Genomic DNA, 26,482 nt, shown 5'->3' with positions numbered 1-26,482 from the left:
GGAACAGATATCAACCCTCAATTTAATTCGAGGGCATAAGTATCAGTTGTTGCCGTTGGTCTGAATCCAATATTCTTCAAGTACTTGATGTGCGACTCATTTTGGGTTGAACTGGTTAGCCGGTTGACACCCTTATCAATAAATGCTCTATTAAAACGCTTAAGCAGGTACCTACCTGTTTTATAATCGCGATATTGAGGTGTTACATAGTCCAGTACTACTTGAGAATGACCATCTTGTGCTTTTGAAGTAACAAATACGCCTGCCACATTCATGTCGCGCATAGCCATCAGAATGTGGCAATTATTTATGGATTCAGGAGTGAAATCCGGAAAGAAGCGCTGAATATCCTTTATGTGCCGATTAACAAACAGGGTAACAAACTCATCTTTAGCTGTCATCCATATGCCGTCAAAAATCTCTTTCTTAAACAGTAAAGTCCTCAGATAATAGATATTGAAAAAACAGATTATCAAATTCATTATCCCAACAGGCAATGCTTCTATATAAAAGCCATAAAATGAAAAAAGTGCTGAACCAATCAGGTTGTAAACTCTAAGTTTAACAATGGAAGAAAGGCTAAGTGAGATTAACACCAATGTAGACGCTCCGTAGCCTACCCATTCAATGAGAGGCAGATCGAGAATAATTGCAGACATTGTCAGGTTTAGTTAATAATGAATACTGATTAATTTTGTGCAAAATAATAAAAACTGACTTATGAACCATCGCGTTCCAAAGAACGAAGGAATAAAAAGATGCTGGAACCTGTCAGCACCATAAAAATAATCCCAATTATCACAAATGCCTGGCTCAGTGTGAGACGATCCGTCATGTAACCAAACAAAGGAGCTAAAACAGAGAAATTGGCCCGAATGATTAAGCTACGAATGGATAATACCGTTGCCCTCATGTCTGATGATGTAATCCTGTTAATATAATCCTTCAATACAGGGGTAGCAATTCCTCTGGAGAAATAGAAACATATCATTACAGGCAAAACATAGATGGAATGCAATAACCCGGCAGCAATAAAAGCACCGGTTATCACCAGTGTTGTTCCCCACACAGTCGATTTCGGCCTCAACTTCTGCTCAATTTTATAGGCAAATAATGTGGTCATGCCCACCACCAGGTTAAGCACAGTGCTGGTTGTTCCAATGTGAATCTCTCTAAACCCAATTTCCTTGAGGTAAAGTGGATACACCCAGGCCATAGTAAGGGTGGCCGAACCTATAATAGATGAGTAGATAATATTATATCGCAAGCTGCGGTTGGTTACCATCGCGTACTTCACCACATTCAGAATATCTCTCCATGTTGCTTTTTGAGTGCGTGTATATAATTGTGGCTCAACCAGCATAAAAGCAGCAGGAATCGCAATAAATGCAATACCTGTCTGAAAGAAAAATGGCGTACGCAGACTAATCTCAGCCAATGCACCACCCAAAAAGCCGGCAATAGCTTCACTAAAGTTGCCTACTGAAAAGTTACGTCCTTCATATTTGAGGTAATGCTGCTCACGACCATCGGCTTTTAAACTGTCATATAATAATGCCGAATCGGCTCCGCTGATAAAGCTTTGCCCAACACCTAATATTAATTCAGCAGCCAGAAAAGCATAAAAACCCGAGGTAAAAGAATAGATGGCAAAGCCCAGCGTTCCCATTATACTGCCAATTATCAGCGTTCGCCTGCGCCCAAGTACATCAGCTGCATATCCCGATGGTATTTCAAAAATCACGATGGCAATGCTATAAATCGCTTTTAATTGAAACGACTCTTCTACGGTAAAACCCAAATCCTGAAAAAACAGCATCATAATAGGCATAGTGAGCATAAACCATTTGGCTATTTTAATCAGATAAAGCTTTGTTATATTGCCTGAATACATCCTTTCGTGTTTCTTAAAAATTTATCCATTAATTACTACAATCCTACTTCCCATACCCATCAACTCTTTAATTACTATTTCGAAAGTGCTTTTCCGAAAAAACCATTAAAACAATGGCTATCACCAATAGTAGCACGCCAACGCCATAGGTAAAACTAAAGCCCAACCATTCGTATAACTGAATACCTATAATGGGTGCAAACAAAGCTCTCAATCCGGTTAGGAAAAGGTGCACCGACTGGTAATCGGCGGCCTCGTGTGGCTTACAAAAATAGCTACTGCCTATCCCCCATAGTATGGGCATGCTGCCGGTAAAAACACCATTAAAAAAGAGGGCGACCAAAAACAGGTAATATATCTTGTAGTAGCCCACTTCAAAATAGTAAGGAAAATATTCGGTGAGAGCCGTAAAGACAATAAAGAGCATTAACGATCCGAAGGTAAGAATGGCAAAACGACGCGGATCACGACTACCTATTAGCTTTCCAAACAAAGGCAATAAAAGGATGGCAATCAGGTTAAAGATAATATTGTATAACGCCACCGTTGGATAGTTAACATCCAATGCTTCTTTGTAAAAGATGGTGACTACTGCATGGGTACTCATCCAGGCAAAGCCATAAAGCATAAAGCCTATCTCCAAATGACGAAATGGAACGTTCTGTCTGACGATGCATAATATCCGCTTGAAGGAGTCACCCACGGCATACCACATGGGCTTGGTAATGCGCTCGCCTTTCTGTATGAATTCAATCTTTGTCAGTTGATAAACCGATACAACTCCCAAAACACCAACCACCGGATAAAACACTTTGTAGGAGTTGGCATTCAAATGCAACAATTCCCCCACCACAAAAGTAGACACCAACACCGCAATTTTATTCACCGTGGTTGCATAACCAAATAGCTTCCCAAATAACTGATGCCGATAGTTTCCCTTTAAATATTGGTTGATAGAAGGGACTACCGCAATTTTTGAAGTATGAAACAAGAGAAAGACCGCCAGGAAAATCAAGTGGTAAATCTCAGGTAAACCCTGTTCGCCAGTTATGGATGGAAAAAAGGCGAAGCCCACCAATGGCAGTCGGGTGATAATGCCTGTAATGCGTAAAAACCTTTTTCGGTTGGAGAAACGGCGCATCAGCTCATTGGCCACCATGGCAAACAAAAACACCACCATGCTAAACTGGAACAGAAAAGCCAATTGCACATTGGAGCCTTTTAATGATTTAATAAAAATAAACTCATTGAGAATCAGTGCTCCGCTGGCAATACCATCGATACTGCTATAGAACAGATGTAAACGAAAGGTACGGGCTTCTTGCTGATTAAGTTTACCAAATAAATTCATAGCGCGCAAAGGTAAGCTTTTTGCGTAAAACTTCATCTGCGCAGTTTTGTTTAAACCGGCTAATTCTTAATGCTTATTGCCACCCTTATTTGTTATTATCAGCCATAGCATTAGCTGCCAAAACCAATCAATAACTAATTGCCAATACCAGGTAATCCCAGGCTGGTACACGAATATCTAAGCCCTGATTAATTAATTCTTCACTTCCCATATCAGTTACCAAAACCGCATTGAGTGCTGTGAAATGCAATTTTGAGGGCCTGGGAATGTTAAGCGTTTCAAAGGCATGTGCCGGCACCTGAACAGTCATCTGTTTCGACAAACTATCAAAATTACAAACTATCAATAGCTGCTGAGAATCACTGTACCTGATAAAAGCATATACTTTTTGCGAATCAAATAGAGCATTGTCCTTATTTTGCCACATCACATCATAAAACAGTCCCTGGCTTATAGCTGGTTGTGCGCATAGCAGGCTGATGTCAATATATTTCTGTCGCAAATATTGTTGGTCATCAGATAACAAAGCACCATCAAACAATCCATTATTCATCCATTTCTGATGTTCGGGTAAGTGCCAATAATCGAAAATGCTTGTACGACCATCATCGCCACTAAAACCACAAGGCCCCTCACCTTTTTCACCCAACTCCTGTCCATTATACAGCATCACTGGCCCCTGATGCATAAAAGCAGAAACCGCCATGGCCGGTATGGCACGCTTGGATTCTCCCACTATAAATCGCGAAGCCAAACGTTGTTCATCATGGTTTTCCATAAAGCGCAGCATATGCCTGTCAAGCCCATCCAATTGCTGCCAGCACTTTGATATATTCGTGGCTGGCTGCTCACCTTTAATAACACCAATCAAAGTATCGTACAGCCCCACTTTATCATAGAGGTAATCAAATTGCCCCTGCAAAACATATGACTTATACAACTTTGGATTATATACCTCAGCTATGAAAATAAGCCAGGGGGCTGTCTGACGTAATTCTGCAATAAGCCATTCCCAAAACTGGACTGGAACCATTTCAGCCATATCACAGCGAAAGCCATCAACACCTTTGGCTACCCAATAGTTGAGAATATGCTTCATCTTTAACCAGGTGTCAGGCAGCGGACTGAAACATTTTTTATTTCCCGCTGTGTAATCCACACCGTAATTCAGCTTAACCGTTTCGTACCAATCCGCAACACTTGGCGTTTCTGTAAATCGGTCGTTACCTGTAGCTTTAGCAGGCATTTCACTATATGAAACATTCGGAAACTTGCTCTTCAGCTCTGAAGGCAGTTCAAGTGCCTGACCGGGCAAGTAATAAAAGTTATTTTGCTGACTAAATGATACGGATGTATCATCTTGTTCACCAAAATCCTCCACACCGTCAGGCTTTACATCCGAATAATACTCGCGTGCCAGATGATTAGGCACAAAATCAATTATCACCTTCATGCCAGTTGCATGAATGCGAGCAAGCAAACTCTCAAACTCATCCATTCTTTTATCCACACCATCTGCCAAATCCTGGTGAACATCGTAATAGTCTTTGATGGCATAGGGCGAGCCTGCCTTACCTTTAATGATGAGTTCATTACCATCCGGTATTGAATAACCCGGATACCCCTCAACAACAGCATGCTCAATAACACCCGTCAACCACAAATGGGTAATTCCCATTTTCTTTAATTCCTGAAGCGCCGTATCAGTCAATGCACTCAACTTACCACAACCATTCTCCCTACGACTGCCATTAAGGGTCATATCGGTTTTTTCATTCCCAAATAACCGGGGTAAAAGTTGATATATAACTAGTTTTTGCTGTTCCATATCAAAAAATTCTTTTGGGTGGAGTGTGTTTTAGAACCAATGCAGTGCGACTGGGCAGGTACAAATGCACCCGATGTCGGTTAGACATCTGTGCCTCGGGTCTTGTGAAATAGTCAATGCCATCATCAATGCGGTTAAAACCACCAAAAGATGACGCATCGGAGTTGAGCAATACGTTGTACTTACCGGCTGGCGCCGAAATACCATAGAATGTGTAGGACTGACTGGGATGAAGGTTAAAAATAAACAACAGGTGCTTTCGCCGAATGGCTAATACCTGATCCTGCTCATTGGCTTCTAAACACTGGATATGCGGCTCATTGATAAACTGCTGATTCTGCTGAAGAGCAATCATAGCCTTATCAAAAGCATCCAGCTGTTCAAACCGGAGTTCATCGTTATCAACCAGGCTCCATTGACGGCGTGCATATTTATAGGACCAATCGTTGCCGGCACGCGGGAAATCAATCCATTCAGGATGACCAAATTCATTACCCATGAAATTAAGGTAACCATTGCCGGCACAGCAAAATGTCATCAGCCGTATGAGTTTATGCAAAGCCATGCCCCTATCAACTTTCAGGCTCTTATCCTTTTTGCTCATAGCCCAATACATATCTGAATCAATCAACCTGAATAGGATTGTTTTATCACCTACTAAGGCCTGGTCATGCGATTCGGCATAACTGATCGTTTTCTCCTCTGCCCGCTTGTTCGACAGTTCAAAGAAAATATTGCCAACGCCCCACTCTTCATCCTTCTTTTCTTTAATAAGCTTAATCCAGTAATCAGGCGTTCCCATGGCCAGTCGATAATCAAAACCCAATCCTCCCTGCGCTATGGGTGTTGCTAATCCGGGATAACCACTCATTTCTTCAGCAATGGAGATGGCATAGCTGTTACATTGCTTAATGAGCTTATTTGCTAAGGCAAGGTAGACAATAGCATCTTCATCCTGGCCACCATCATAGTACATTTGATACTGCGTGAAACTTCGCTCCAGCCCGTGATCGAGGTATAGCATACTGGTGACACCATCAAAGCGAAAACCATCAAAATGAAACTCTTCCAACCAATATTTGACGTTGGATAATAGTAAATGCAGCACTTCATGCCGGGCATAATTATAGCAAAGCGAATCCCAGGCCACATGTTCGCGGCGCTCATTATCGTGAAAAAACTGGTAGGGCGAACCATCGAACAAGCCAATACCTTCCAGTTCATTTTTAACAGCATGCGAATGCACAATATCCATTATAACAGCTATACCCATTCCATGTGCTACATCAATCAGTTCCTTTAACTCATCTGGTGTACCAAACCGGGATGATGGTGCAAAAAGGCTGGATACATGATAGCCAAAAGACCCATAATAAGGATGCTCCTGAATGGCCATCAGCTGAATAGTATTATAACCAGCATCCTTAATGCGCGGCAACACTTCAGTCATAAACTCGCTATAGCTGCCCACACCTTCGTTTTCAGTAGCCATCCCAACATGAGCCTCATAGATGAGAGGCACATCAATAGCGCTTCTTTGCGAATCATTTTGCCACACATACTGCGTATCAGGCTGCCACACCTGTGCCGAAAACAATTTTGTTTCTTCATCCTGAACAACCCTGTTGGCCCAAACTGGTATGCGTTCACCTTTACCTCCGTCCCAGTGAACCATGAGCTTATACAAATCGGTATGCTGCAATATCTGCTTTGATACTTTCAGCTCAAACACGCCATTCGCCAGCTTGTCAAATTGGAATTGTCCCTCCTCTGTCCAGCCGGAAAACTCGCCAATAAGAAAAATAGCTGTGGCATTAGGTGCCCATTCCCTGATTATCCAGTCCTCGCCTGACGGATGTAATCCAAAATACTTATACCCATTGGCAAAGTCATACAACGATGTCTTGGTGAGTTGACTCTCTTTCTTCAGGATAGCTTCTGTACGAGTAGCAATAACCGACTCAAATGGCCGCAGAAAAGCATCAATTTCTGTAATGTGATTTGGCATACACTATTTAATTCAAAGGATTTGAATTGCTGAAAGGGATGTTTAAAGATACAACTTATATTATTTTTTTGATGGCTTTTTGTGTTAATCAATCATCAAATTAAACCCCAATATTAAAAGATGCTACCAAATGTGGCATTTCCATCAAGGAATGCATCAGTGCGCAGCCTATCATATATAACATCAACTAAATTTCGCATCCATCATTTCGTTCATAAATACCTGGCATTCAGTAAGCGTTATCACCGATTTTTAAAGTGGCAAAAAAAATTAGTCGAGATTGAAAAAATTCCGGTAATATGTGGAAACAGTTATTATATTAGTGTCGTAGAAAAAGTAACAATTACTCAGATAAAACTTACATTATGATTACAAATAAACCGAAGGTAATCATGGATTATCAGAAGTTGGCTGAAGACCTTAAAGAACAGCTAAAACTGGTTTATCCAGAGGGATTTCATGATAATATTATCTGGTTTAATGATAGTAAAGGGCAACGGATTTCGGCACTACGCTTTGAAACTGATGAAAAAATATATATGCTACGCATGTCAGCGGAAAGAGCCCTTGAAATTATGGATGATGATGATGACTTTGGCAGTGATTATAAACTAAAATCTGATGTTCAGAAAGAATATGCAGATAAGCACAGTGATGTGGACTACTTGCCGGATAATCTGGATGATGATGACGATATGGATGCTGCTGATGACGACGACTAGTTTAAAATACTTCCGAAAACATATTGACTCGCAATCCCGCTATTTAATGGCGGGATTTTTTTGACCCTCTACTCTATTAACAAATCCTTAACCACTACAAAAACCATACTCTCAGCCCCTCATTTACTGATATTTATACACCAATAATTTTAGCTTATTTTAACTAAACCATGCGTGTGCAATCAATGGAAAGTTGAATATATTGCAGCCATAAAATCACATTGATTTTATGGGTTATATGACAACTTATTTTACCACCTCATTTATCATTAATTAAATGAATAACAGAAAGATAGTGGTTGGTTCGGAAGAATGGTGCAACCTGCCACAATTGAATTTACCAGGCATTAAAGCCAGGGTAGATTCGGGTGCAAAAACATCAGCGCTGCATGCCGTTAATATCAGCCCATTTATTAAAAATGGCGAACCATGGATTAGCTTCGATGTGCATCCAATACAAAATGATGGTAAAACAACGGTTCACTGTGAGGCACCAGTGCTTGATAAGCGTCGGGTGAAGAGTTCCAGTGGTTCCAGTGAGATACGTTTTGTCATCAAAACAATACTATCTCTTGGCGATGAAGCCTGGGAGATTGAGGTAACACTCACCAACCGGGATTCGATGGGCTATAGAATGCTATTGGGCCGACAAGCTATGTCAGGCAAAATATTGGTTGACCCGGAAGCATCCTTTTGCAGAGGTGAGCTAACAAAAGAAACGCTTCTGGGCTATTACCATACACATATTACACGTCCAACAGGATTAAAAATTGGCCTGTTGGCCAGCAACCCTGATTTGTATAGTAACCAGCGAATTATTGAAGCCGGCCAGGAACGCGGGCACGAAATGGAGTTCCTCAACCTGAAAGATTGCTACATTAAACTGGATGGTAAAAACCCGGAGATGCACTATCGTGGTGGACGTATTCTGAATAATTTTGATGCAATCATTCCACGAATAAGACCCAGTGCAACCTTCTACGGCTGTGCACTAACCAGGCACTTTGAAGCCATGGGCGTTTATACACTCAACACGGCTTCGGCCATCACGCAATCAAGGGATAAACTGTATGCTTTGCAGCTCCTCATTAACAATGGCTTACCTATTCCAACCACTGGTTTTGCCAATTCACCACTGGATACTAATGAGTTAATAAAGATGGTTGGTGGTGCTCCGCTAATTGTGAAATTACTGGAAGGCACACAAGGAAAAGGGGTTGTATTGGCAGAAACCAAGAAAGCTGCCGAAAGCCTGATTAACGCTTTTAAAAGCCTGAGAGCCAACATACTTGTGCAAGAATTTGTAAAGGAAGCCAATGGCAAGGATATCCGCTGTTTTGTAGTTAATGGTAAAGTAGTGGCCAGCATTATGCGCACAGCTGCTCCTGGTGAATTCAGGGCGAATATTCATATGGGAGGCACCGCTTCCATTACCAGAATAACTCCTGAAGAAAGACGCATTGCCATATTGGCTGCCAAAACGCTTAACCTGAAAGTAGCTGGTGTAGATATTATACGGGGCAATAGCGGGCCGTTACTTTTGGAAGTCAATTCATCGCCAGGCCTTGAAGGTATAGAGGGGGCATCCAATAAGGATATTGCCGGCAAAATGATAGAGGCGGTTGAACGAGATTTGAAATACACAAGACCATAAAAAGAATATCAGCCGGCTCAAGCTTATGCATGAGCCGGTTTTTTTTAAGGCATATCAACTAGTATTTTGAAGTTACTTTATCGTTTGAGAAATTAATCTTGCTCACGTTTTTAGCCTGCTCTATCCGATTAATAAAAGCATCGACCAATTGCTCATACAATCGGCCTTCGAGCAATGAATCCTCAATACCAGCATCAATGTTAGGATTATCATTGACCTCTACAACATAAGCCACATCGTCCACCAGCTTTAGATCGACCCCATACAAGCCATCTCCAATTAATGAAGCCGCCTTTTGAGCTGTTTGAATAATCACATCAGGCACATCCACTACAGCTATAGTTTCATGGGCACCAGCCTTGTCATCTTCTGCACTATCCCAATTGTATATCTGCCAATGGTTGCCCGACATATAATACTTGCATGCATAAAGCGGTTTATTATCCAGAATGCCAATCCGCCAGTCAAACTCTGAATACAAAAACTCCTGGCATACAATCATATCCGATTTCTTAAACAGTTTCATCAACTGTGCTTCGGCTTCCTCGCGTGATTCTACTTTAATAACACCCAAAGAGAAGGCACTATCTGGTTGCTTTAGCACCATTGGGTACTTCCATTGGTCCAGTTGATTTTTATTAAAAAAGTTTTTAGTCAACACCAGTGTTTCTGGCGTTTTTATCTTGTTCTTCCGGAAGAGTTCATTCTGATAAATTTTGTTGGAACAACGAAGTATAGACCAGGGATCATCCAGTACAACCAATCCTTCGGCATAGGCCAGTCGAGCCATTTCATAGGTATAATGGTTCACATTGGTGGTTTCGCGGATAAACAAGGCATCAAACTCATTCAGCTTATCCACATCAGCCTTAGTTATAAATTCAACATATACACCTTTTCGGTTGGCTGCCTTTTTCATCTTCTGCAAAGCCTCATCATTCGAAGGTGGATTTTCTTCCTGTGCATTCACCAGGATGGCCAAATCATACTTAAAATTCGTCAATCGCGGAAAATTATAACGCTTCTTTTTAAAAAAGCGATTGGCGAAATCATACATGGTTGACTCATCTTCTTTTGGCACTGTTTTTATATTTAACACCTTGATGTCCTTTATTAGCCATCGCTCGTGTCTGACAAATGTGACTTTAAACAAAGGGGCTTCATACAACTGATATAAGCTCAATGCCAAAGCCTTATAAGTCTTATCGGGGGTTTGTCCGAAATATACATTCAATGAAAACTGGCTGGCGTCAGACTTGCTAAGCAAACGATTCATCTGTTCATCAATTTCGTAGGCTGCAGACTGAATCACAAGATTAATTCTTAAATCACGAATTGTCGCATTACTCGGTATCACCCGTTGTCCACGGGCTGAGGCTAAAAGGGACACATAATAGCCGTAGCTCTGATACTTGTATGAGCTACAAAGATTAAACACCCTGAATCCTGAACCATTCTGATAAGTCGGATTATTGATATACTCTTTTACCGAGACAATTCTTGCATTGACGGATATATCTTTCCAAACATTGGGATGGTTTATGACAATCAAGTTGTTGGTTTGTCCTGACTCACGGCCGATGCTCATAACCATTTTACAGGCATGGTGGCCTTCCCCGTAATAATTTTCCAGAATATCTTTCTTTTCAAAGCCTTTCGCTTCATACCACCGGAGTAATTGTATGTTATCGGCACTTGCTTCCAATATTATTTTCTTGAAATACAACCTACTGGCCATTTCTTTAATGTAACAAAGAATATATTCCCCAACTCCTTTCTGCTGATAATCTTTACAAACACCAATGGAATAAATGCGTAAAGTGTGTTTGTACTTATACAGAATAGCACATGCAATGGATTGCTTGTGTGGGCGTCCGCTTTCCACAATCAACACCTCCTGAAAAGGACTTTTAATGGCATGCCTCAGATTATTAGCTGACGTTTGCTGGAATACCGGAAAGGCTTCTTTTTCGAGCCTAAGGAGAAAAACTAAATCACTGGATGTGGCTTTTCTTATATTTAATGCTGTCATTTTAGCAATACTATTCAATTGCTGATTAAAAATAGGCCCTTAAGCCGGATTCAATATATTCGAGTTGCCAGATACGAAACAGAAGGCTATCAGCAGGAGGCACACTTGGTTCAGCAGCTAACAAAGCTTCGATTTTGCCTTGTAATGTCAATGAAAGGTTCTCCTCTTTTAATATGTAATACTCTTCGTAGTTCCATAATTTATTATCTAGCCTGGTTGACTTCGCACCCCTATTTATGCTGTTACCTGTCAATAGTTTAACTAATTTATAGGCAATGGCATTTCCAGAAAATTCGCGCACATAACCTGCTGAAGTAATCATTTCAGGTGGGTACAACTCACGTGCCAGCATCTGACGATAACCTGCCTTCTGAAAACGGTGCTTATAATGAAAGGAGCAATAATTAATCCCTATTTCCATATCCTGGCTTCTGGCAGCGTTAAGTATTTCCAATGCAGCCATTTCAGATTCTAGCACCAATGGCCTTTCTGCATTAATAATGGTATAGCCGCGTTTGAGCAATTTACTGGCATTATGCTGTGTCAATCGCATCTGATGAAGATTCAGGTTAGTGACACCAGCCTTCTTCATAGCAGGCAACATAGCTATCAATTGTTCTTTCTCCTCTGGCACAGCCGGAATTTCAATGGTCACATTCGGGATAATACCCTTCGCCAGCTTTACTTTATCCAGCGAGAAATTAGTGGCCCCTATATCAAAACGTATCTCATTGAGTCCGTTATCGGCCAACTCTGCCATTCTATGAGCATCGGCCAACAAGCCATTGGTATACATCCATATGTAAATATCGTCCTTACAGTGTTTCCTTACTGCTTTCAGATAATCCTTTGTGCGCTGATAGAACAGTAATGGCTCTCCCCCACTAAAACTGACACCTTTGAAGTCAAAATGTTTAATATAAGCCGCATATTCCATGGCATTATTAAAATCTAGCCCTTGGGTAGATGGACGTTCATCATCATTTTGCGGCACCGGACAATAAAAACATGCTGCATTACATTTATTTGTGATAAATAAACAGCTCCATTGGCCTGCTCCACATATTGAGCAACCTTTGGATATTTGCTGATGATAAGGCTTGGTAGCATTAAACAAGACACTGTTATCGAGTTTTTCAAGTAAAACAGTTCTCTGAGCTTCATAGTCTGAAGCACTATAAGGGTTCAACCAATTAATTGACGACCACTTTGCAAACTCACCCTTGTTTTTATTAACCAGTGAGTTTAACCAACTATAAATTGCTTCCATTAAAAGGAAATAGAAAATGACTGCAAAAAACAACTAGGCGCACAAGTACTGGACTAACTATGCATTAGATTATCTACTTGCCGAATAATGGGCACCTTCCATTATTATCGCAATTATAGTTCTGAGAATATAATGAGGAACATGAGCATTTTTCTCATGTTATACAGAATTTTACTGGTATAAACAGCCGTTATCATTGCTTCTTATAGAGGTATTCAATGTACAGAATTATAAGGACTCTTCCTCCTGCTTGTTGGCATGCTGAATGATTACATTTCGGTAAGGATAAGGAATAGAAATTCCGGCCTCTTTAAAGCGACGCACAATAATATTGTTCAAATCACAATTTATAATAAACGCATCATCACTATCTTTCGCCCATACATAGGCTCTTAACTTAATGGCATACTCCATTAATTCTATGGTTCGAACAATCACCTTATAGCTCCCTTTTTCTACATCCTCTGGCTTGCGGACGTCTAATGTTAATGGGTGCTTTTCCGCTTCCTCCCTGATGATGTTGTGGGCTTTTTCGATATCTGAGTTAAAATCGACGGTAAACTCAATGTGTTTCTTTATCCGTGAATCAGATATTGAACTATTGACGATTGTTTCATCACTAATAATACCATTAGGAATAATGATACGCCTGTTTTCGTAATTGCGAATGATAATATGCCGCAGGGTTATTTCCTCTACAATGCCTCTGTATTCTGTACCAATAAAAACAACATCGCCCACTCTGAAGGGTCTGAATATAAGAATAAAAACACCTCCAATAATATTGGCAAAGGCCTTTTGCGCAGCAAAACCAATGATCGCAGCAAAAATACCTGCACTGGCAAACAGAGCCGTCTTCACCTGCTTGAGGCCAGGAACGTACTGCAATATATAGATAGCCGCAACACAAAAAATAATGAAGCCAACCGAATTCTTTAAAAATGAAAACGAGGTAGCATCCGCAGAGACGCGCTTAGCGTAGCGATTAATAAACAGCTTAATGATTCGTCGCAACAGAAAATTAAGTAAAAAAGCAATTATTAATGCCCCACCTACTCTGACAACAAGCGCATAATCTTCCATATCCAACAGATATACTGTACGTTATAAAATCTAATTCTAATAATAATGCCTTGGCAATTTACATTATTTAGTCAAATACAAATACACCAAAAGCAAATTTCGTCAAGTGACATAGAAAATATGCACTAAGTCATTCACCCGTTTAACATTACAACAAGCCCCCATCAAAAAAAATGATGAGGGCTTCACTAAATTCGTTGTCAATTTCTTACTCAACCAGATCGTAGCCAAGCTCTTTACCTTTCTTAACAGCAGGAATACCATCATGCATCCATACTGGCACAGATTCACCTTTTAGGTAATGATTAAAAAACTGCATCATTCGAATACTCAAATCCTTTGAATTGGCGCGACGCGTCAGGTTATGCTCTTCATCGTTATACACCAGCATCCAAACCGGCTTTTCCAAACGGCGCAGGGCCATATAATACTCAATTCCCTGGTACCAGGGCACAGCACCATCCTTATCATTATGCATCATCAGCAAAGGTGTTTCCACCTGAGGGGCAAAAAACACAGGTGAGTTCTCGATATATTTATTGGTTTTTTCCCATAAGGTTCCACCAATGCGGCTCTGTGTTTTTTCGTATTGAAACTGACGACTCATACCCGATCCCCAGCGTATACCCCCATAGGCGCTGGTCATGTTACTTACAGGTGCGCCCGCCATACCTGCTTTAAACAGGTTGGTGCGTGTTACGAGGTACGCCACCTGATAGCCACCCCAGCTCTGTCCCTGAATACCCATATGCTCCCGATCTATAAACGAAAAACGGTCAGCCATGGCCAGGCAACCACTAACTACAGCCTCGTAGGCGCATAACCCCGGATCACCATCGCGATAGAAGATGTCCGGCACAAATATGATGTAGCCATTGGAGGCATAAAAATTCCAGTTAACGGTTGAACGACTTGGAGCAGGCGCTCTGTATCCATGCAAGTTATCGGAGTAGCGCTCATAGAAATATGAAATCATCGGGTATTTTTGATTTGGGTCCAGATTTTCCGGTGTAATCAATAATCCCTGATGTGTTAAACCATCAGACGCAACCCAATCGACCAGCTGAATATCGCCCCAAACGTAGTCTCTTTGCTGAGGATTGGTATTACTAATAACTTTTGATTGAGTTAAATCTCCCTGACTCAATCGCAATTCGGGGTATTGAGTGAATGTGGATTTACGCCACAACATTACATCTGCTTTCTTCGCCTTTATGGGTGAGTATACACGATAATCCCCCATCATAATTTCCTCAATGCCCGTTGATGATAGCTTTGAAAAACCAGATTGCTTGTTTAAATCATTAAAGGTAGTTAGTAACCAGTCTTTTGCCAGATCAACTGTTTTTTCTTCTTTATCGAGCTTCACATAGCGATACTCGGTTGTATGCTTACGTCCATTTCCATTGGTCAGGCATTGAGCATCTGTTTTACCGGTTAAGTCGAGCTTCCAGATATCGTAACGATCATATACAACCAGGAATTTATTATCGCTGGTGAAGCCTTCAATACCATAGGCTGTTGCTTCATTAGGTGTATCGTGCAGCTCGTCAGCAAAACTAACATTAGCCCCTTTAGATATCAGTGCGTTGGCTCCGGTTTTTATATTGACTGAGTAATACTGACCATCATTGGCGTTATAGTATGCAATCCAGCTACCATTTTCAGCTACAGCCTCTTCCCCCGAATGATTGCGCACCAACAGTGTTCTTTGGCCAGTGATAATATCAATTTTATAGATATCAGCCGCCCAGCGCCCTGAATAGGTTCTGGCCCAACGATAGGGGGCACTGTCATAGCCAATGGCGATATTGCCGTTGCCCTTATCTAACACTTCAACCGATTTAATTTGCTCATCGGCCAGTTGCACCACTTGTTTCTTCTTGATGTGGTATACACAATTGTAGCTCGGGTCTTTTTCTTTGCTCAGATTTTTCTTCTGCATCGGCTGAATATCCATGTCTTTCCAGCCCCAGATGTCAACATGCGTTTTTTCATCAGCTACCAATGTATCCTTTGGTTCGGGAGATGGTCGCAAACCAGCTTCGAAAAACAGGCGTTCACCATTTTTTGAGAACTTCAAATCGCCTTTTGTGCGTGCAGCCCATTCCGCAGGTAATGCAACATGTAGCGTGTCAATGATCATTTGAGGCACCTTCATTTTAGGAGCGAAATGATATAAACGGTATACTTTTACATCAGCTGTATCTGGCGAAAAGAAGAAGGCACACTGTGCGCCATCATAAGCGCTGGCAATCTTCTCCACTTTACCAATTTGCTTAAATAGCGTATCAACAGTAAAACTCTGTGGATTAAATTTAAGCACCTTTGACACCTCTGTTGTATCACCAATACTTTGCACAATATAAGCTGCCGAACCATCTTCGGCCAGTGTGTAATGATTCACTTTTTCGATATAAAGGCTATCACCTGAGGATGGACGGTAGAAAACCAGCGGCTTACCCTTTGACTTGAAAGACTTTTTCTTCTTGTCTTTCTTATCCTTCTTTTCTTCGATAGCCTCTTCTACTTTGGTGGTATCCTTCGGCTCATCCTTTTTCTTTACTTCTTTGTCAAGCAAATAAGCCACCCAATCACCACCTTTCTTTGGCGCACTCCACTTACTAATGTCAGCTATCTTAGTCATTTCACCCGTAGACAGGTTCATGATAAACAGACTATCTTTAGGCAACTTATCTTTTTTGACTTTCTCCAGTTTCAATGCCCGAATACTATCTGCCTGAGGCAGCACATTAAAAGCAACAAACTGATTGCTATAAGAAAAAACAGGAGACTTTCCTCTTGGCACTGAATCGAGCTCCTCGGTGGCAACATTGTATAGATAGAGGTATGTATCGCCCTTTTGAGGCTTAATAACATACGAAACAAATTTCCCGTCGTTAGAAACAGCATAACCTCTGTCAATCGATTTCCATCCATCATAAACGGATGCATCCAACTGCTTTTTTTCGTCTGCCATTGATGGGACAAAAATCAATGACGCAAATAATAAGATAAGTGTAGTTTTAATTGTAGATATCTGCATAGTTAATATGTGTTATTGAATACCGAAGATAGAAAAATCGTTAGACATTTTTGAAACAAAAAAGGCACCTCAGATGAGATGCCTTCATATTGTTATTAAAAAGTATTATGCGCCTAAAGTTGCTACCATAACAGCCTTAATAGTATGCATACGGTTTTCAGCCTGATCAAATACAATTGAAGCAGGTGATTCAAACACATCTTCAGTTACTTCCATTCCGTCTAAACCAAACTTCTGGAAAATCTCTTCTCCCACCTTTGTTTCGCGGTTGTGGAATGCTGGCAGACAGTGTAAGAATTTACAAGCCGGATTACCTGTAGCTTCCATGGTTTCTTTATTGATTTGATATGGCTTCAGCAGGTCGATGCGCTCTTTCCATACTTCATCAGCTTCTCCCATTGATACCCAAACATCGGTATAAAGGAAGTCACATCCTGCAACACCTTCTTTCACGTCATCTGTGATGGTAATGGTAGCACCTGATTTTTCAGCAATTTCCTGGCACTGCTTCACTAAGTCTGCATCTGGCTGCAATGAAGCCGGACCTACAATGCGCACATCCATACCCATAATAGCACCACCCACTAATAATGAATTGGCCATGTTGTTACGGGCATCGCCTAGGTAAGCGTATGACACCTGATTTAATGGCACACTAGTGTGCTCCATCATGGTTAAGAAGTCAGCCAAAATTTGTGTTGGGTGGAACTCATCCGTCAAACCATTCCATACAGGCACACCTGCATACTCAGCCAACTCTTCAACAATCTTTTGACCATATCCGCGGTACTCGATACCATCGTACATACGACCTAAAACGCGTGCCGTATCTTTCATCGACTCTTTATGTCCGATCTGTGAACCTGAAGGGCCAAGGTAAGTAACGTGCGCTCCCTGATCGTGAGCTGCTACTTCAAAAGCACATCTTGTGCGTGTCGATGACTTTTCAAAAATCAGAGCAATGTTTTTACCGGTCATACGTGGCTGCTCGATACCTGCATATTTGGCAGCTTTCAAATCCTGTGACAATTTCAGTAAAAACTTAATCTCTTCCTGTGTGAAATCCAACAACTTCAGGAAGTTCCGATTTTTAAGGTTGAATGCCATAATTCTTTGTTTTTATATGTTATTTATTTGGTTTAAATTTAGCTATTAGCCTCTGGCTGATAGTCATTAGCTATAAACAGCTTGAAAAAACAATAATACTCTTCTCTCTACAACTTCTACCTACTGCCTAAAAGCTACTGAATTAATTACTTCTCGTACTTATTCAAATCTGCCTCGTCGTACTCTGTGGTAATTTTTGTACCATACGCTTTATCTTCCAGCTTTGTGGCTTCGGTAATCACACTCATATCGCCCCCACCTTCAACAAACTGAAGGGCTGCCTTGATTTTTGGAGCCATACTTCCTTCGCCAAATGTTCCGGCCTCGAGGTATTTATGGGTATCCTCCACGTTGAGGAATTCCAACACCTTTTGATCAGGCTCGCCAAAGTTAGTATAAACAAATGGTACATCCGTTAAAATATAGAAACGATCTGCTTTAATCTGACGCGCCAATAAAGAATTCGCCAAATCCTTGTCGATAACAGCTTCTATTGGACGAATATCCCCTTTTTCATCGGTGTAAACAGGAACGCCACCACCACCAACAGCAATAATTATGGTTCCTTCACGAGCGTTCTTTTCAATCACTTCCCAGTTGCCCACAGTTTTGGGCTGAGGAGATGGTACCACGCGTCGGTAGCCACTTGTAGTTTTCTTTTCCTCTTTAAAGGTCCAGCCTTTTTCCTGTGCCAGCTTATCGGCTTCTTCTTTCGAAACAATTTTACCAATTCGCTTAGTAGGATTCTTAAAGGCTTCATCATTAGGATCTACTTCCACTGTTGTCATCAAGGTAAGTACATTACGCTGAATACCGTGCTTACGCATCACATTCTTAAGCGAACGCTCGATCATGTATCCAATACCTCCCTGTGAATCAGCTACACAAACATCTAATGGCATCTGAGGTATATTATACATTTGTTCGCCAGCATCGTTGCGCATCACAATGTTACCAACCTGCGGACCATTGCCGTGAGATATGACAATGTTGTAGCCTTCCTTCAACAGAAATACGATATTCTCTAGTGTATCAGTAGTATTTTGCTCTTGCTCATCAATAGTACCAACCTGATTGTCACGCAACAGAGCATTTCCTCCAAGTGCAATAACTGCTAATTTGCCCATGGTTTTTTAGATTTTAGTTACTTGGTTTATAATTATTAGGTCTTCTTTTTGCGATATAACAAACTTTTAGTGATTTAATACATGATTATTATCACTCATCCCACATAAGCTGTTATTAAGCATATTTCGGCGGTTTCAATTTGTAAGTACGTGATAATTTAGTATCAGAATCTGCACAATAATTCTGAATAAACCACACGTAATCAAAGCTTGTTTTTGACCAATCATGGTTTTTACCTTGTCAACGATTATATCCGAAGCATTTATTATTATTACTTTTGACGTGAACCCATTAAGGGTATCTACAAACCAAAACACAATGCACAAATTATTTGTTTTAATACTTCTTACAGCTTTTGTTACAGCCTGTAACATCAACCAACAGGCCCCAAAAAACCAGGGAGTTATAAGCTATAAAATTGCATACCCCGAAGAGATTCAGGAAAAAGGATATGCCAGTTTCCTGCCTACCAAAATGGAAACCACCTTTAAAAACAAAAACTATAAAGTTTCTATAAAAGGCGAACTCAGTCTTTATAGTCTTGAATACATCTCAAGAGCCGATGGTGACAGCGCAACAACCTTGTTTAGAGTGTTTGACAAGCGTATGTTCCATAATCATAAAACTGGTGAACATCTTTTCCTTTTTGAGAAACACGGTGAATCAAGAGTAGAGTTTATAAATGATACGCACAAACAAATAGCAGGACTGATTGCGAACAAGGCTTTGGTGTATCTTAACGGCAGTAATAAGCCTGACATTGAAGTGTATTATTCAGAAGAGATAAAATTTAATCGCCCTAAAGAAAACAGCCCGTTTGATGACATACCAGGCGTTTTGCTGGAATTTTCACTGCCATATAAAGATTTGAACCTGACATTTACGGCTCAAAACATAGAACTTAAAAAGATAAATGACAAGGTCTTTGCTACTCCTAACAATTATAGTCAAAGTGACTCGGGTGAAATTGCAGAACTTGTTAGTTCACTAATTCAATAAGTTTAATACATTTACAAGACCCATATAATTTGTTCTTCTGCCATAGTTTTAAAAACTAATAAAGGAATGACTTTATTGGTGGTGGTTTTATTATTTTTGTGATTAAATAAGACCTCAGACAACAAAAATATCTTATGGCAAAGAAGAAAACGAAGACCAAATCACAGAAAACATCAGCCAAAGGAAGACTAAGTGCACTAAAGGACAATTTCAAAAACTTTAAATTTCGCTTTATACTGGGTATTATCACCATTGGTGTAGCCTTTTATTTCCTACTGGCCTTTTTCTCATTCCTTTTCACCGGGTTTGCCGATAAAAGTATATTTGACATTAACCGTTGGGAATTATTCACCAGCTCAGACATTGCAGTGAAGAACTGGACGGGGCATCGTGGTGCACTTATTGCCGACCTCTTTATAAACCAAGGAATTGGTATTGCAGCCTTTTCTATCGTTCTGCTTTTATTTATTATCGGATTCCGCTTATTGGGAGCACGTGTGCTACCATTGCGAAAAACCTTTTTGCACTGTTTTGTTGTCTCAGTGTGGCTGTCGGTAGCATTAGGCTTTTTATTCATCGGTTCAGTTAATGACCAGTACCTTTTATTGGGTGGAACGCACGGCTATTTCATGAGTAAATGGCTGACTGCTGCTATTGGTGGTGTTGGCACTGTCATTTTACTCCTTGTAACACTACTTATATACCTGTCTGTCACCTTTGATTCCTTTTTCCATTTTATAAGTAAGCCGCTTAATAAGGATCAAAAAGCAGAGGAAGAGCTTGCTGTCAATGAGCCAGGTAGTGAAGTGTCTGCAAACAATGTAACAGAGCCTGACACAACCACTCCTACGCCAGTTGAAGAGTTAAGCTTTGATAAGGAAATTGAACAGGAAGAAACGGAAGAAATTAAACAGGTAGAAGAAACGCCTGTTGAAACACCCCAGGAACCAATAGCTGGTTCAACACTGGAATTTTCGCCAACTGTTGACAAGAACATGGTGGATGATGAAGCCAGCCTGGACTTAACCATTGAAAAGGTGCAAGAGGAAGAGGTATCGGATGACTACGAAAACGAGCCGTTAGGCGATTACGACCCAACGCTTGATCTATCATCATACACGCTGCCGGGTGTTGAACTGCTGGACGATCACAGTGCCGACAACTCGGAAGTTTCGATGGAAGAGCTGGAATCCAACAAAAACCGGATTGTTAAAACTCTGGAAGACTATAAGATTCAGATTAAAAACATTAAGGCCACTGTTGGACCTACCGTTACTCTGTATGAGATTGTGCCGGCCCCAGGGGTACGTATCTCTAAGATTAAGAATCTGGAGGATGATATTGCCCTTTCATTGGCTGCCTTGGGTATTCGAATCATTGCGCCTATACCAGGACGAGGTACCATTGGTATTGAAGTGCCTAATTCAGAACCAGAAGTAGTTGCAATGCGCTCGATCATAAGCGCCAAGAAATTTCAGAATACAAAATATGAACTACCTATCGCATTAGGTAAAACCATTTCGAACGAAACCTTTGTGATTGACTTGGCCAAAGCGCCTCACATGCTGGTAGCTGGTGCCACCGGTCAAGGTAAATCAGTTGGACTGAATGCCATCATCTCTTCACTGTTGTATAAGAAACATCCATCACAGTTGAAATTTGTGATGGTGGATCCGAAAAAGGTAGAATTGAATATCTATTCGAAAATAGAGCGTCACTTCCTGGCGAAAATGCCCGATGAGGAAGATCCGATTATTACCGATGTGCAGAAAGTGGTAAATACGCTTAACTCGCTGGCCATTGAGATGGACAACCGCTATGAGCTGCTTAAAACAGCCCATGCACGTAACATCAAGGAGTACAACCATAAGTTTGTTAAACGTCAGCTGAATCCTGAAAAAGGACACCGTTTCTTACCATACATCGTAGTTATCATTGATGAGTTTGCCGACCTGATTATGACCGCAGGTAAGGAAGTAGAGCTACCAATTGCCCGTATAGCCCAGCTGGCACGTGCGGTAGGTATTCACATGATTGTAGCTACCCAGCGTCCGTCTACCAATATTATTACGGGTGTCATTAAGGCTAACTTCCCAACACGTGTGGCCTTTAAAGTAGCTTCGATGATTGACTCACGAACTATCTTAGACTCACCCGGAGCTAATCAGCTGATTGGTCGCGGTGATATGCTGATATCACAAGGCAGCGACCTGGTGCGTGTGCAGTGTGCCTTTGTTGATACACCTGAGGTGGAACGCATCAACGATTTTATTGGTTCGCAACGGGGTTATACGTCGGCCTTCCTGCTGCCAGAGTATGTTGGTGAAAGCAGTTCTGAACCTGCCGCCGGAGAGGTTGACTTAAGTAAGCGTGATCCCATGTTTGAAGAAGCCGCCCGCGTGGTTGTTGCTAACCAAAGTGGCTCCACTTCGCTTATTCAACGCCGCTTCTCCATTGGTTATAACCGTGCCGGACGCATCATCGACCAGTTGGAAGCAGCGGGTGTTGTTGGTCCGTTTGAGGGTAGTAAAGCGCGCCAGGTACTCATACCTGATGAACTGGAACTGGAGAAACATCTGGCTCAATTTAATTAAAGTCTATTTTTGGAACAGTTATTGATTGCTATAGCACATCTAAACAAAACAGCATATGAAAAAAACGATTAATATGAGATACATTTTCACACTGGCACTGGCTATTATCGGCCTAATTAGCAATGCTCAATCACAAGAAAAAGCTAAAACCATTCTTGACCAGCTATCTGCTAAAACAAAAGCCTTCACTTCCATTGAAGCCTCTTTTTCATTTTCCCTGGAGAACATGCAGGAAGACATCAACGAAGTATATGATGGCCACATCATCCTGAAAGGCAATAAATACAAGGTAAACCTGATGGATGTGGACACCTATTTTGATGGTGAGATATTATATACTCACATGATAGATGCCGATGAAGTAAACATCACTGTTCCGGATTTGGACGATGAAGAAACGCTTAACCCGGCAACCATATTTACCATTTATGAAGAAGGCTATACATATAACTATGTGGCTGAAGGAACTGCTAACGGAAAAGCCTGTCACGAAATTGACCTGTATCCGGTGAACCGCGACAAACCCTTTTCGCGCATTAAACTATTAGTATTGAAGGATGATTTGCAGCTATACTCAATCCGCCAGGTGGGTAAAGATGGCAACAACTACACGGTAATTGTGAAGGACATGAAAACCAATAAGTCATTTGATGATAAAACTTTTGCATTTGACAAGGCTGCCAATCCTAATGTGGATGTTATTGATATGCGATAAACAACTTGAAAATATTCGAATGAAAAGTCTGGCTCATGCCGGACTTTTTTTTTGCATGAAAACATTCCCCAATTCAAAAAAAGGGTTCTGTATGGATATGAGTGGGTAAACTCAGGAATTCCCCAACAGCCTTGGCTGGTAAGCCATAGCCGAAGTTTTTTTGCTTGCGTTTTTTCATCTTTGAAAAAATGAAGTCGGGGCTTGGGGTTGAAAACCCCAATACGTTACTTGAAACTTTACCCACTACAGATTATATAGAGCCAAAAAAAGAACCAATATCATTTGGTATCGACGTCTTTTTAATTTCTTGACGATACCATTTGGTATCAGTCTGTCTTAAGAACCAAACAAGCAAATACCATTTGGTATCGGTCCATTTTAGTAGTTGGACAAGCAAATACCATTTGGTATTAGTCTGTTTTAGTAGCTGTACAAGCGAATACCATTTAGTATCGGTCCGTTTTAACAGCTGGACAGGCAAATACCATTTCGTATCGGTTGATTTATTCCCAGAAGCAAGCAAATACATTCGCTATTGTTTTAGAATCAGAAGGTAAACCTCATAAGATATTAAAATCGGCAGCCGATACGTTCAGATATTTCCTCATTTTGCTGAACATTTACCCTGTGAAAAGGTTATTATTTGCGAATAGCGAATAAAAGATGTTTAAGTATAAAACAACCATAAATACCGGCACTCTGGAATTTATCAATAACCAAAAGTTAAACAGGTTGTTGGCTCAGGAATACCTTCAAAAACTGCGAAAAGTACATGAAGGTGTTGGTTCCAAAGCTATGCAAAAGCACATGCAAAAAGGTAAACTAAGCGTTCGTCAGCGCATCGATTACCTCCTCGATAAGGATTCATATTTTCTGGAGTTATCTGCTCTGGCGGCTAATGGCCAGTACAACGATGCTTTTCCATCGGCTGGCATTGTTACCGGCATTGGACAGGTGCATGGCCGGCAGGTAATGATTGTGGCCAACGATGCCACAGTAAAAGGAGGAACCTATATTGCAGAAACGATAAAAAAGCATCTGCGGGCACAGGAAATTGCACTGCAAAACCAACTGCCTTGTATATATATGGTGGACAGTGGAGGTGTATTTTTGCCCAACCAGGCTGACGTATTTCCCGACAGGGATGATTTTGGTCGTATCTTTTTCAACCAATCACGCCTTTCGGCTAAAGGCATTGCACAGATTGCCATCGTAATGGGCTCATGTACAGCCGGGGGTGCCTATGTACCAGCCATGAGTGATGAAACAATTATTGTTAAGGAACAAGGCACCATCTTCTTGGCAGGCCCTCCATTGGTAAAGGCAGCTACCGGCGAGGTGGTGAGTGCAGAAGAGTTAGGTGGTGGTGCTGTGCACACGCAAATCTCCGGCGTTGCCGATCATCTGGCCGATAACGATGAGCATGCCATTCATATTTGCCGAAACATCATTGAAACCTTGCCTAAGCATGCTGCAATTGCACAAGACGAAAATACTGAGCCCAGCTACCCTGTTAATGAACTTAACGGACTAGTACCAGAAACAGGTAAACCGTTCCCGGATGTTCGTGAAATAATTGCCCGCCTGGTTGACGGCAGTCAATTCCATGAATTTAAAAGTGACTATGGTAATACATTGGTTACTGTATTTGCCAGGATTGAAGGCAAACAGGTCGGCATTTTGGCCAATAATGGTATTCTCTTTTCAGAGTCGGCCCTAAAGGGTACACACTTTATCCAGTTGTGCAATGAGCGTGGTATTCCCATGCTATTCCTGCAAAACATCACCGGCTTCATGGTAGGTAAAGATTATGAACATGGTGGCATTGCCAAAGACGGAGCCAAAATGGTGAATGCCCTGGCTAATTCAACCGTACCTTACTTTACCATAATTATGGGAGGCTCGTACGGAGCCGGCAACTATGCAATGGCTGGTCGTGCTTACGATCCTCACTTTTTATTTATGTGGCCCAATGCCCGTATTTCGGTGATGGGTGCCAAACAGGCGGCACAAGTATTAACCACTCTTAAACGTGACCAGGCAGCAGCACAAAATACGATTGTTGACGAAGCTGAATTGAAAGAAATAGAGGCATCCATCCTCAAAAAATACGAAGAGGAAGGCTCGCCCTATTACAGTACCAGTCGCTTATGGGACGACGGCATCATCACGCCTGACTCCACTCGCTCCATTGCAGGACTGGTATTAAAAATAATGTATAACAACGAAACAAAAAACACAAAATATGGCGTCTTTAGAATGTAGTATTAAACCACTTGTGGAGCTAAATCAATCCAATGGCATCAGTCGTTTATTGCTGAACGATCCTACCAAACGAAACGCACTTTCAAAAGGTATGCTGTCATGCCTCATAAAGGCGCTCAATAAGATAAAAGACGATGAGCGGCAAAAAATAGTTGTTATCAGAGGAGCAGAAGGCGTATTCAGTTCAGGAGCCGATTTACAATGGATGCAGAAAGGTTTAAGCCAGACTCATGAACAAAACCTGGCTGATGCCAACTTGTTTTATGAAGCTTTTGAACTGCTCAATAACTTTCCAAAGCCAGTCATTATCTGGGTAGAAAAGTATGCCATGGGCGGTGCATTGGGCTTATTGGCCACAGCCGACTATGTAGTAGCCGATAAAGATGCCCGTATGGCATTTTCAGAAGTTAAACTGGGATTGGTACCAGCCACTATCGCTCCTTTTGTGATAAACAAAATTGGCAACTCACATGCCAGAGCGCTCATGTTAAGTGCTGCATCCTTTACAGCAAAAAAAGCACGTCAGGTTGGCCTAGTTCACGAAACAATGGCCAGCAAAGACATACCAGCACGTATTGATGAGCTATGTGAAGCCTTTAAAGGAAACGGACCACAAGCCATGGCAACAACCAAGCAACTTATTAATCAAATGGGTCAGGCCAGTCTGTCACAGAACAAAGCAACATGTACCAGTGCAATTGCAGAAGCACGCAGCAGTGCCGAAGGCGTGGAAGGCGTAAAAGCATTTTTTGAAAAGCGCCTGCCTGAATGGAATAAATAAGAAAG

At 41.3% G+C, this 26,482-nt stretch carries 18 protein-coding genes; 7 read left to right on the top strand and 11 right to left on the bottom strand.

Annotated elements, in window-relative coordinates:
* Window positions 1-17: 17 nt before the first annotated feature.
* The 5 genes from KEM09_RS10525 to KEM09_RS10505 all read right to left on the bottom strand — a co-directional run bounded on the left by KEM09_RS10525 (window position 18) and on the right by KEM09_RS10505 (window position 7,081).
* A complete protein-coding gene (locus tag KEM09_RS10525; protein WP_212228142.1) occupies window positions 18-659 on the bottom strand; it encodes a GNAT family N-acetyltransferase in 642 nt (213 codons plus the stop codon).
* Window positions 660-718: 59 nt separating this feature from the next.
* The gene (locus tag KEM09_RS10520) at window positions 719-1,894 is read right to left on the bottom strand and encodes an MFS transporter (protein ID WP_212228141.1); all 1,176 of its coding nucleotides are present in this window, start codon (window positions 1,892-1,894) and stop codon (window positions 719-721) included.
* A gap of 67 nt (window positions 1,895-1,961) precedes the next feature.
* Entirely contained in the window at window positions 1,962-3,281 is a 1,320-nt protein-coding gene (locus KEM09_RS10515) for an MFS transporter (RefSeq protein ID WP_212228140.1), read from the bottom strand.
* Between the two features lie 91 nt (window positions 3,282-3,372).
* Window positions 3,373-5,073, bottom strand: a complete 1,701-nt coding sequence (locus tag KEM09_RS10510; RefSeq protein WP_212228139.1) for an alpha-amylase family glycosyl hydrolase — start codon at window positions 5,071-5,073, stop codon at window positions 3,373-3,375.
* 1 nt (window position 5,074) lies between these two features.
* Window positions 5,075-7,081: an alpha amylase C-terminal domain-containing protein gene (locus tag KEM09_RS10505; protein WP_212228138.1), complete on the bottom strand. Its 2,007-nt coding sequence runs from the start codon at window positions 7,079-7,081 to the stop codon at window positions 5,075-5,077.
* Window positions 7,082-7,446: 365 nt separating this feature from the next.
* On the opposite strand from KEM09_RS10505, the gene KEM09_RS10500 reads away from it, so the two are divergent.
* The gene (locus tag KEM09_RS10500; protein ID WP_212228137.1) at window positions 7,447-7,803 is read left to right on the top strand and encodes a hypothetical protein; all 357 of its coding nucleotides are present in this window, start codon (window positions 7,447-7,449) and stop codon (window positions 7,801-7,803) included.
* Window positions 7,804-8,080: 277 nt separating this feature from the next.
* The gene (rimK, locus tag KEM09_RS10495; RefSeq protein WP_212228136.1) at window positions 8,081-9,457 is read left to right on the top strand and encodes a 30S ribosomal protein S6--L-glutamate ligase; all 1,377 of its coding nucleotides are present in this window, start codon (window positions 8,081-8,083) and stop codon (window positions 9,455-9,457) included.
* Window positions 9,458-9,515: 58 nt separating this feature from the next.
* Here the strand turns inward: rimK and KEM09_RS10490 are convergent, their stop codons facing one another.
* The 6 genes from KEM09_RS10490 to arcC form a co-directional block, all read right to left on the bottom strand.
* Entirely contained in the window at window positions 9,516-11,489 is a 1,974-nt protein-coding gene (locus KEM09_RS10490; protein ID WP_212228135.1) for a GNAT family N-acetyltransferase, read from the bottom strand.
* A 25-nt stretch (window positions 11,490-11,514) separates the two neighbouring features.
* Complete coding sequence (locus KEM09_RS10485) at window positions 11,515-12,759, bottom strand: radical SAM protein (RefSeq protein ID WP_212228134.1); 1,245 nt, start codon at window positions 12,757-12,759, stop codon at window positions 11,515-11,517.
* A gap of 228 nt (window positions 12,760-12,987) precedes the next feature.
* Window positions 12,988-13,842, bottom strand: a complete 855-nt coding sequence (locus tag KEM09_RS10480) for a mechanosensitive ion channel family protein (RefSeq protein WP_212228133.1) — start codon at window positions 13,840-13,842, stop codon at window positions 12,988-12,990.
* 208 nt (window positions 13,843-14,050) lie between these two features.
* On the bottom strand, window positions 14,051-16,888 hold the full coding sequence (locus KEM09_RS10475) for a S9 family peptidase (protein ID WP_212228132.1): 2,838 nt from the start codon (window positions 16,886-16,888) through the stop codon (window positions 14,051-14,053).
* Window positions 16,889-16,993: 105 nt separating this feature from the next.
* Window positions 16,994-17,995, bottom strand: a complete 1,002-nt coding sequence (locus KEM09_RS10470; RefSeq protein ID WP_212189107.1) for an ornithine carbamoyltransferase — start codon at window positions 17,993-17,995, stop codon at window positions 16,994-16,996.
* 146 nt (window positions 17,996-18,141) lie between these two features.
* Window positions 18,142-19,122, bottom strand: coding sequence for a carbamate kinase (gene arcC / locus KEM09_RS10465; protein ID WP_212228131.1), 981 nt, complete (start codon window positions 19,120-19,122; stop codon window positions 18,142-18,144).
* A 319-nt stretch (window positions 19,123-19,441) separates the two neighbouring features.
* On the opposite strand from arcC, the gene KEM09_RS10460 reads away from it, so the two are divergent.
* The 5 genes from KEM09_RS10460 to KEM09_RS10440 all read left to right on the top strand — a co-directional run bounded on the left by KEM09_RS10460 (window position 19,442) and on the right by KEM09_RS10440 (window position 26,477).
* Window positions 19,442-20,122 (top strand): hypothetical protein, encoded by a 681-nt coding sequence (locus tag KEM09_RS10460; protein ID WP_212228129.1) that lies wholly within the window; start codon window positions 19,442-19,444, stop codon window positions 20,120-20,122.
* A 134-nt stretch (window positions 20,123-20,256) separates the two neighbouring features.
* Window positions 20,257-22,716: an FtsK/SpoIIIE family DNA translocase gene (locus tag KEM09_RS10455; protein WP_212228128.1), complete on the top strand. Its 2,460-nt coding sequence runs from the start codon at window positions 20,257-20,259 to the stop codon at window positions 22,714-22,716.
* 73 nt (window positions 22,717-22,789) lie between these two features.
* Window positions 22,790-23,431 (top strand): outer membrane lipoprotein periplasmic chaperone LolA1, encoded by a 642-nt coding sequence (lolA1, locus tag KEM09_RS10450; RefSeq protein WP_212228127.1) that lies wholly within the window; start codon window positions 22,790-22,792, stop codon window positions 23,429-23,431.
* A 663-nt stretch (window positions 23,432-24,094) separates the two neighbouring features.
* The gene (locus KEM09_RS10445) at window positions 24,095-25,696 is read left to right on the top strand and encodes a carboxyl transferase domain-containing protein (protein ID WP_212228126.1); all 1,602 of its coding nucleotides are present in this window, start codon (window positions 24,095-24,097) and stop codon (window positions 25,694-25,696) included.
* A complete protein-coding gene (locus KEM09_RS10440; protein ID WP_212228125.1) occupies window positions 25,677-26,477 on the top strand; it encodes an enoyl-CoA hydratase-related protein in 801 nt (266 codons plus the stop codon). The genes KEM09_RS10445 and KEM09_RS10440 overlap by 20 nt, the downstream gene beginning before the upstream one ends.
* Window positions 26,478-26,482: the final 5 nt, after the last annotated feature.

The sequence above is a fragment of the Carboxylicivirga mesophila genome, from assembly GCF_018271975.1.
Lineage (GTDB): Bacteria > Bacteroidota > Bacteroidia > Bacteroidales > Marinilabiliaceae > Carboxylicivirga > Carboxylicivirga mesophila.
Note: the sequence above shows the minus strand (reverse complement) of the source record. Positions and strands in the feature narration are given on the sequence as shown.

Bases quoted from the DNA above. Each gene is read 5' to 3' on its own strand.
- KEM09_RS10510 (WP_212228139.1), bottom strand. From the start codon at position 5,073: ATGGAACAGCAAAAACTAGTTATATATCAACTTTTACCCCGGTTATTT.
- KEM09_RS10525 (WP_212228142.1), bottom strand. From the start codon at position 659: ATGTCTGCAATTATTCTCGATCTGCCTCTCATTGAATGGGTAGGCTAC.
- KEM09_RS10480 (WP_212228133.1), bottom strand. From the start codon at position 13,842: ATGGAAGATTATGCGCTTGTTGTCAGAGTAGGTGGGGCATTAATAATT.
- arcC (WP_212228131.1), bottom strand. From the start codon at position 19,122: ATGGGCAAATTAGCAGTTATTGCACTTGGAGGAAATGCTCTGTTGCGT.
- KEM09_RS10490 (WP_212228135.1), bottom strand. From the start codon at position 11,489: ATGACAGCATTAAATATAAGAAAAGCCACATCCAGTGATTTAGTTTTT.
- KEM09_RS10460 (WP_212228129.1), top strand. From the start codon at position 19,442: ATGCACAAATTATTTGTTTTAATACTTCTTACAGCTTTTGTTACAGCC.
- KEM09_RS10485 (WP_212228134.1), bottom strand. From the start codon at position 12,759: ATGGAAGCAATTTATAGTTGGTTAAACTCACTGGTTAATAAAAACAAG.
- KEM09_RS10515 (WP_212228140.1), bottom strand. From the start codon at position 3,281: ATGAAGTTTTACGCAAAAAGCTTACCTTTGCGCGCTATGAATTTATTT.
- KEM09_RS10445 (WP_212228126.1), top strand. From the start codon at position 24,095: ATGTTTAAGTATAAAACAACCATAAATACCGGCACTCTGGAATTTATC.
- rimK (WP_212228136.1), top strand. From the start codon at position 8,081: ATGAATAACAGAAAGATAGTGGTTGGTTCGGAAGAATGGTGCAACCTG.
- KEM09_RS10455 (WP_212228128.1), top strand. From the start codon at position 20,257: ATGGCAAAGAAGAAAACGAAGACCAAATCACAGAAAACATCAGCCAAA.
- KEM09_RS10475 (WP_212228132.1), bottom strand. From the start codon at position 16,888: ATGCAGATATCTACAATTAAAACTACACTTATCTTATTATTTGCGTCA.
- KEM09_RS10505 (WP_212228138.1), bottom strand. From the start codon at position 7,081: ATGCCAAATCACATTACAGAAATTGATGCTTTTCTGCGGCCATTTGAG.
- lolA1 (WP_212228127.1), top strand. From the start codon at position 22,790: ATGAGATACATTTTCACACTGGCACTGGCTATTATCGGCCTAATTAGC.
- KEM09_RS10520 (WP_212228141.1), bottom strand. From the start codon at position 1,894: ATGTATTCAGGCAATATAACAAAGCTTTATCTGATTAAAATAGCCAAA.
- KEM09_RS10440 (WP_212228125.1), top strand. From the start codon at position 25,677: ATGGCGTCTTTAGAATGTAGTATTAAACCACTTGTGGAGCTAAATCAA.
- KEM09_RS10470 (WP_212189107.1), bottom strand. From the start codon at position 17,995: ATGGCATTCAACCTTAAAAATCGGAACTTCCTGAAGTTGTTGGATTTC.
- KEM09_RS10500 (WP_212228137.1), top strand. From the start codon at position 7,447: ATGATTACAAATAAACCGAAGGTAATCATGGATTATCAGAAGTTGGCT.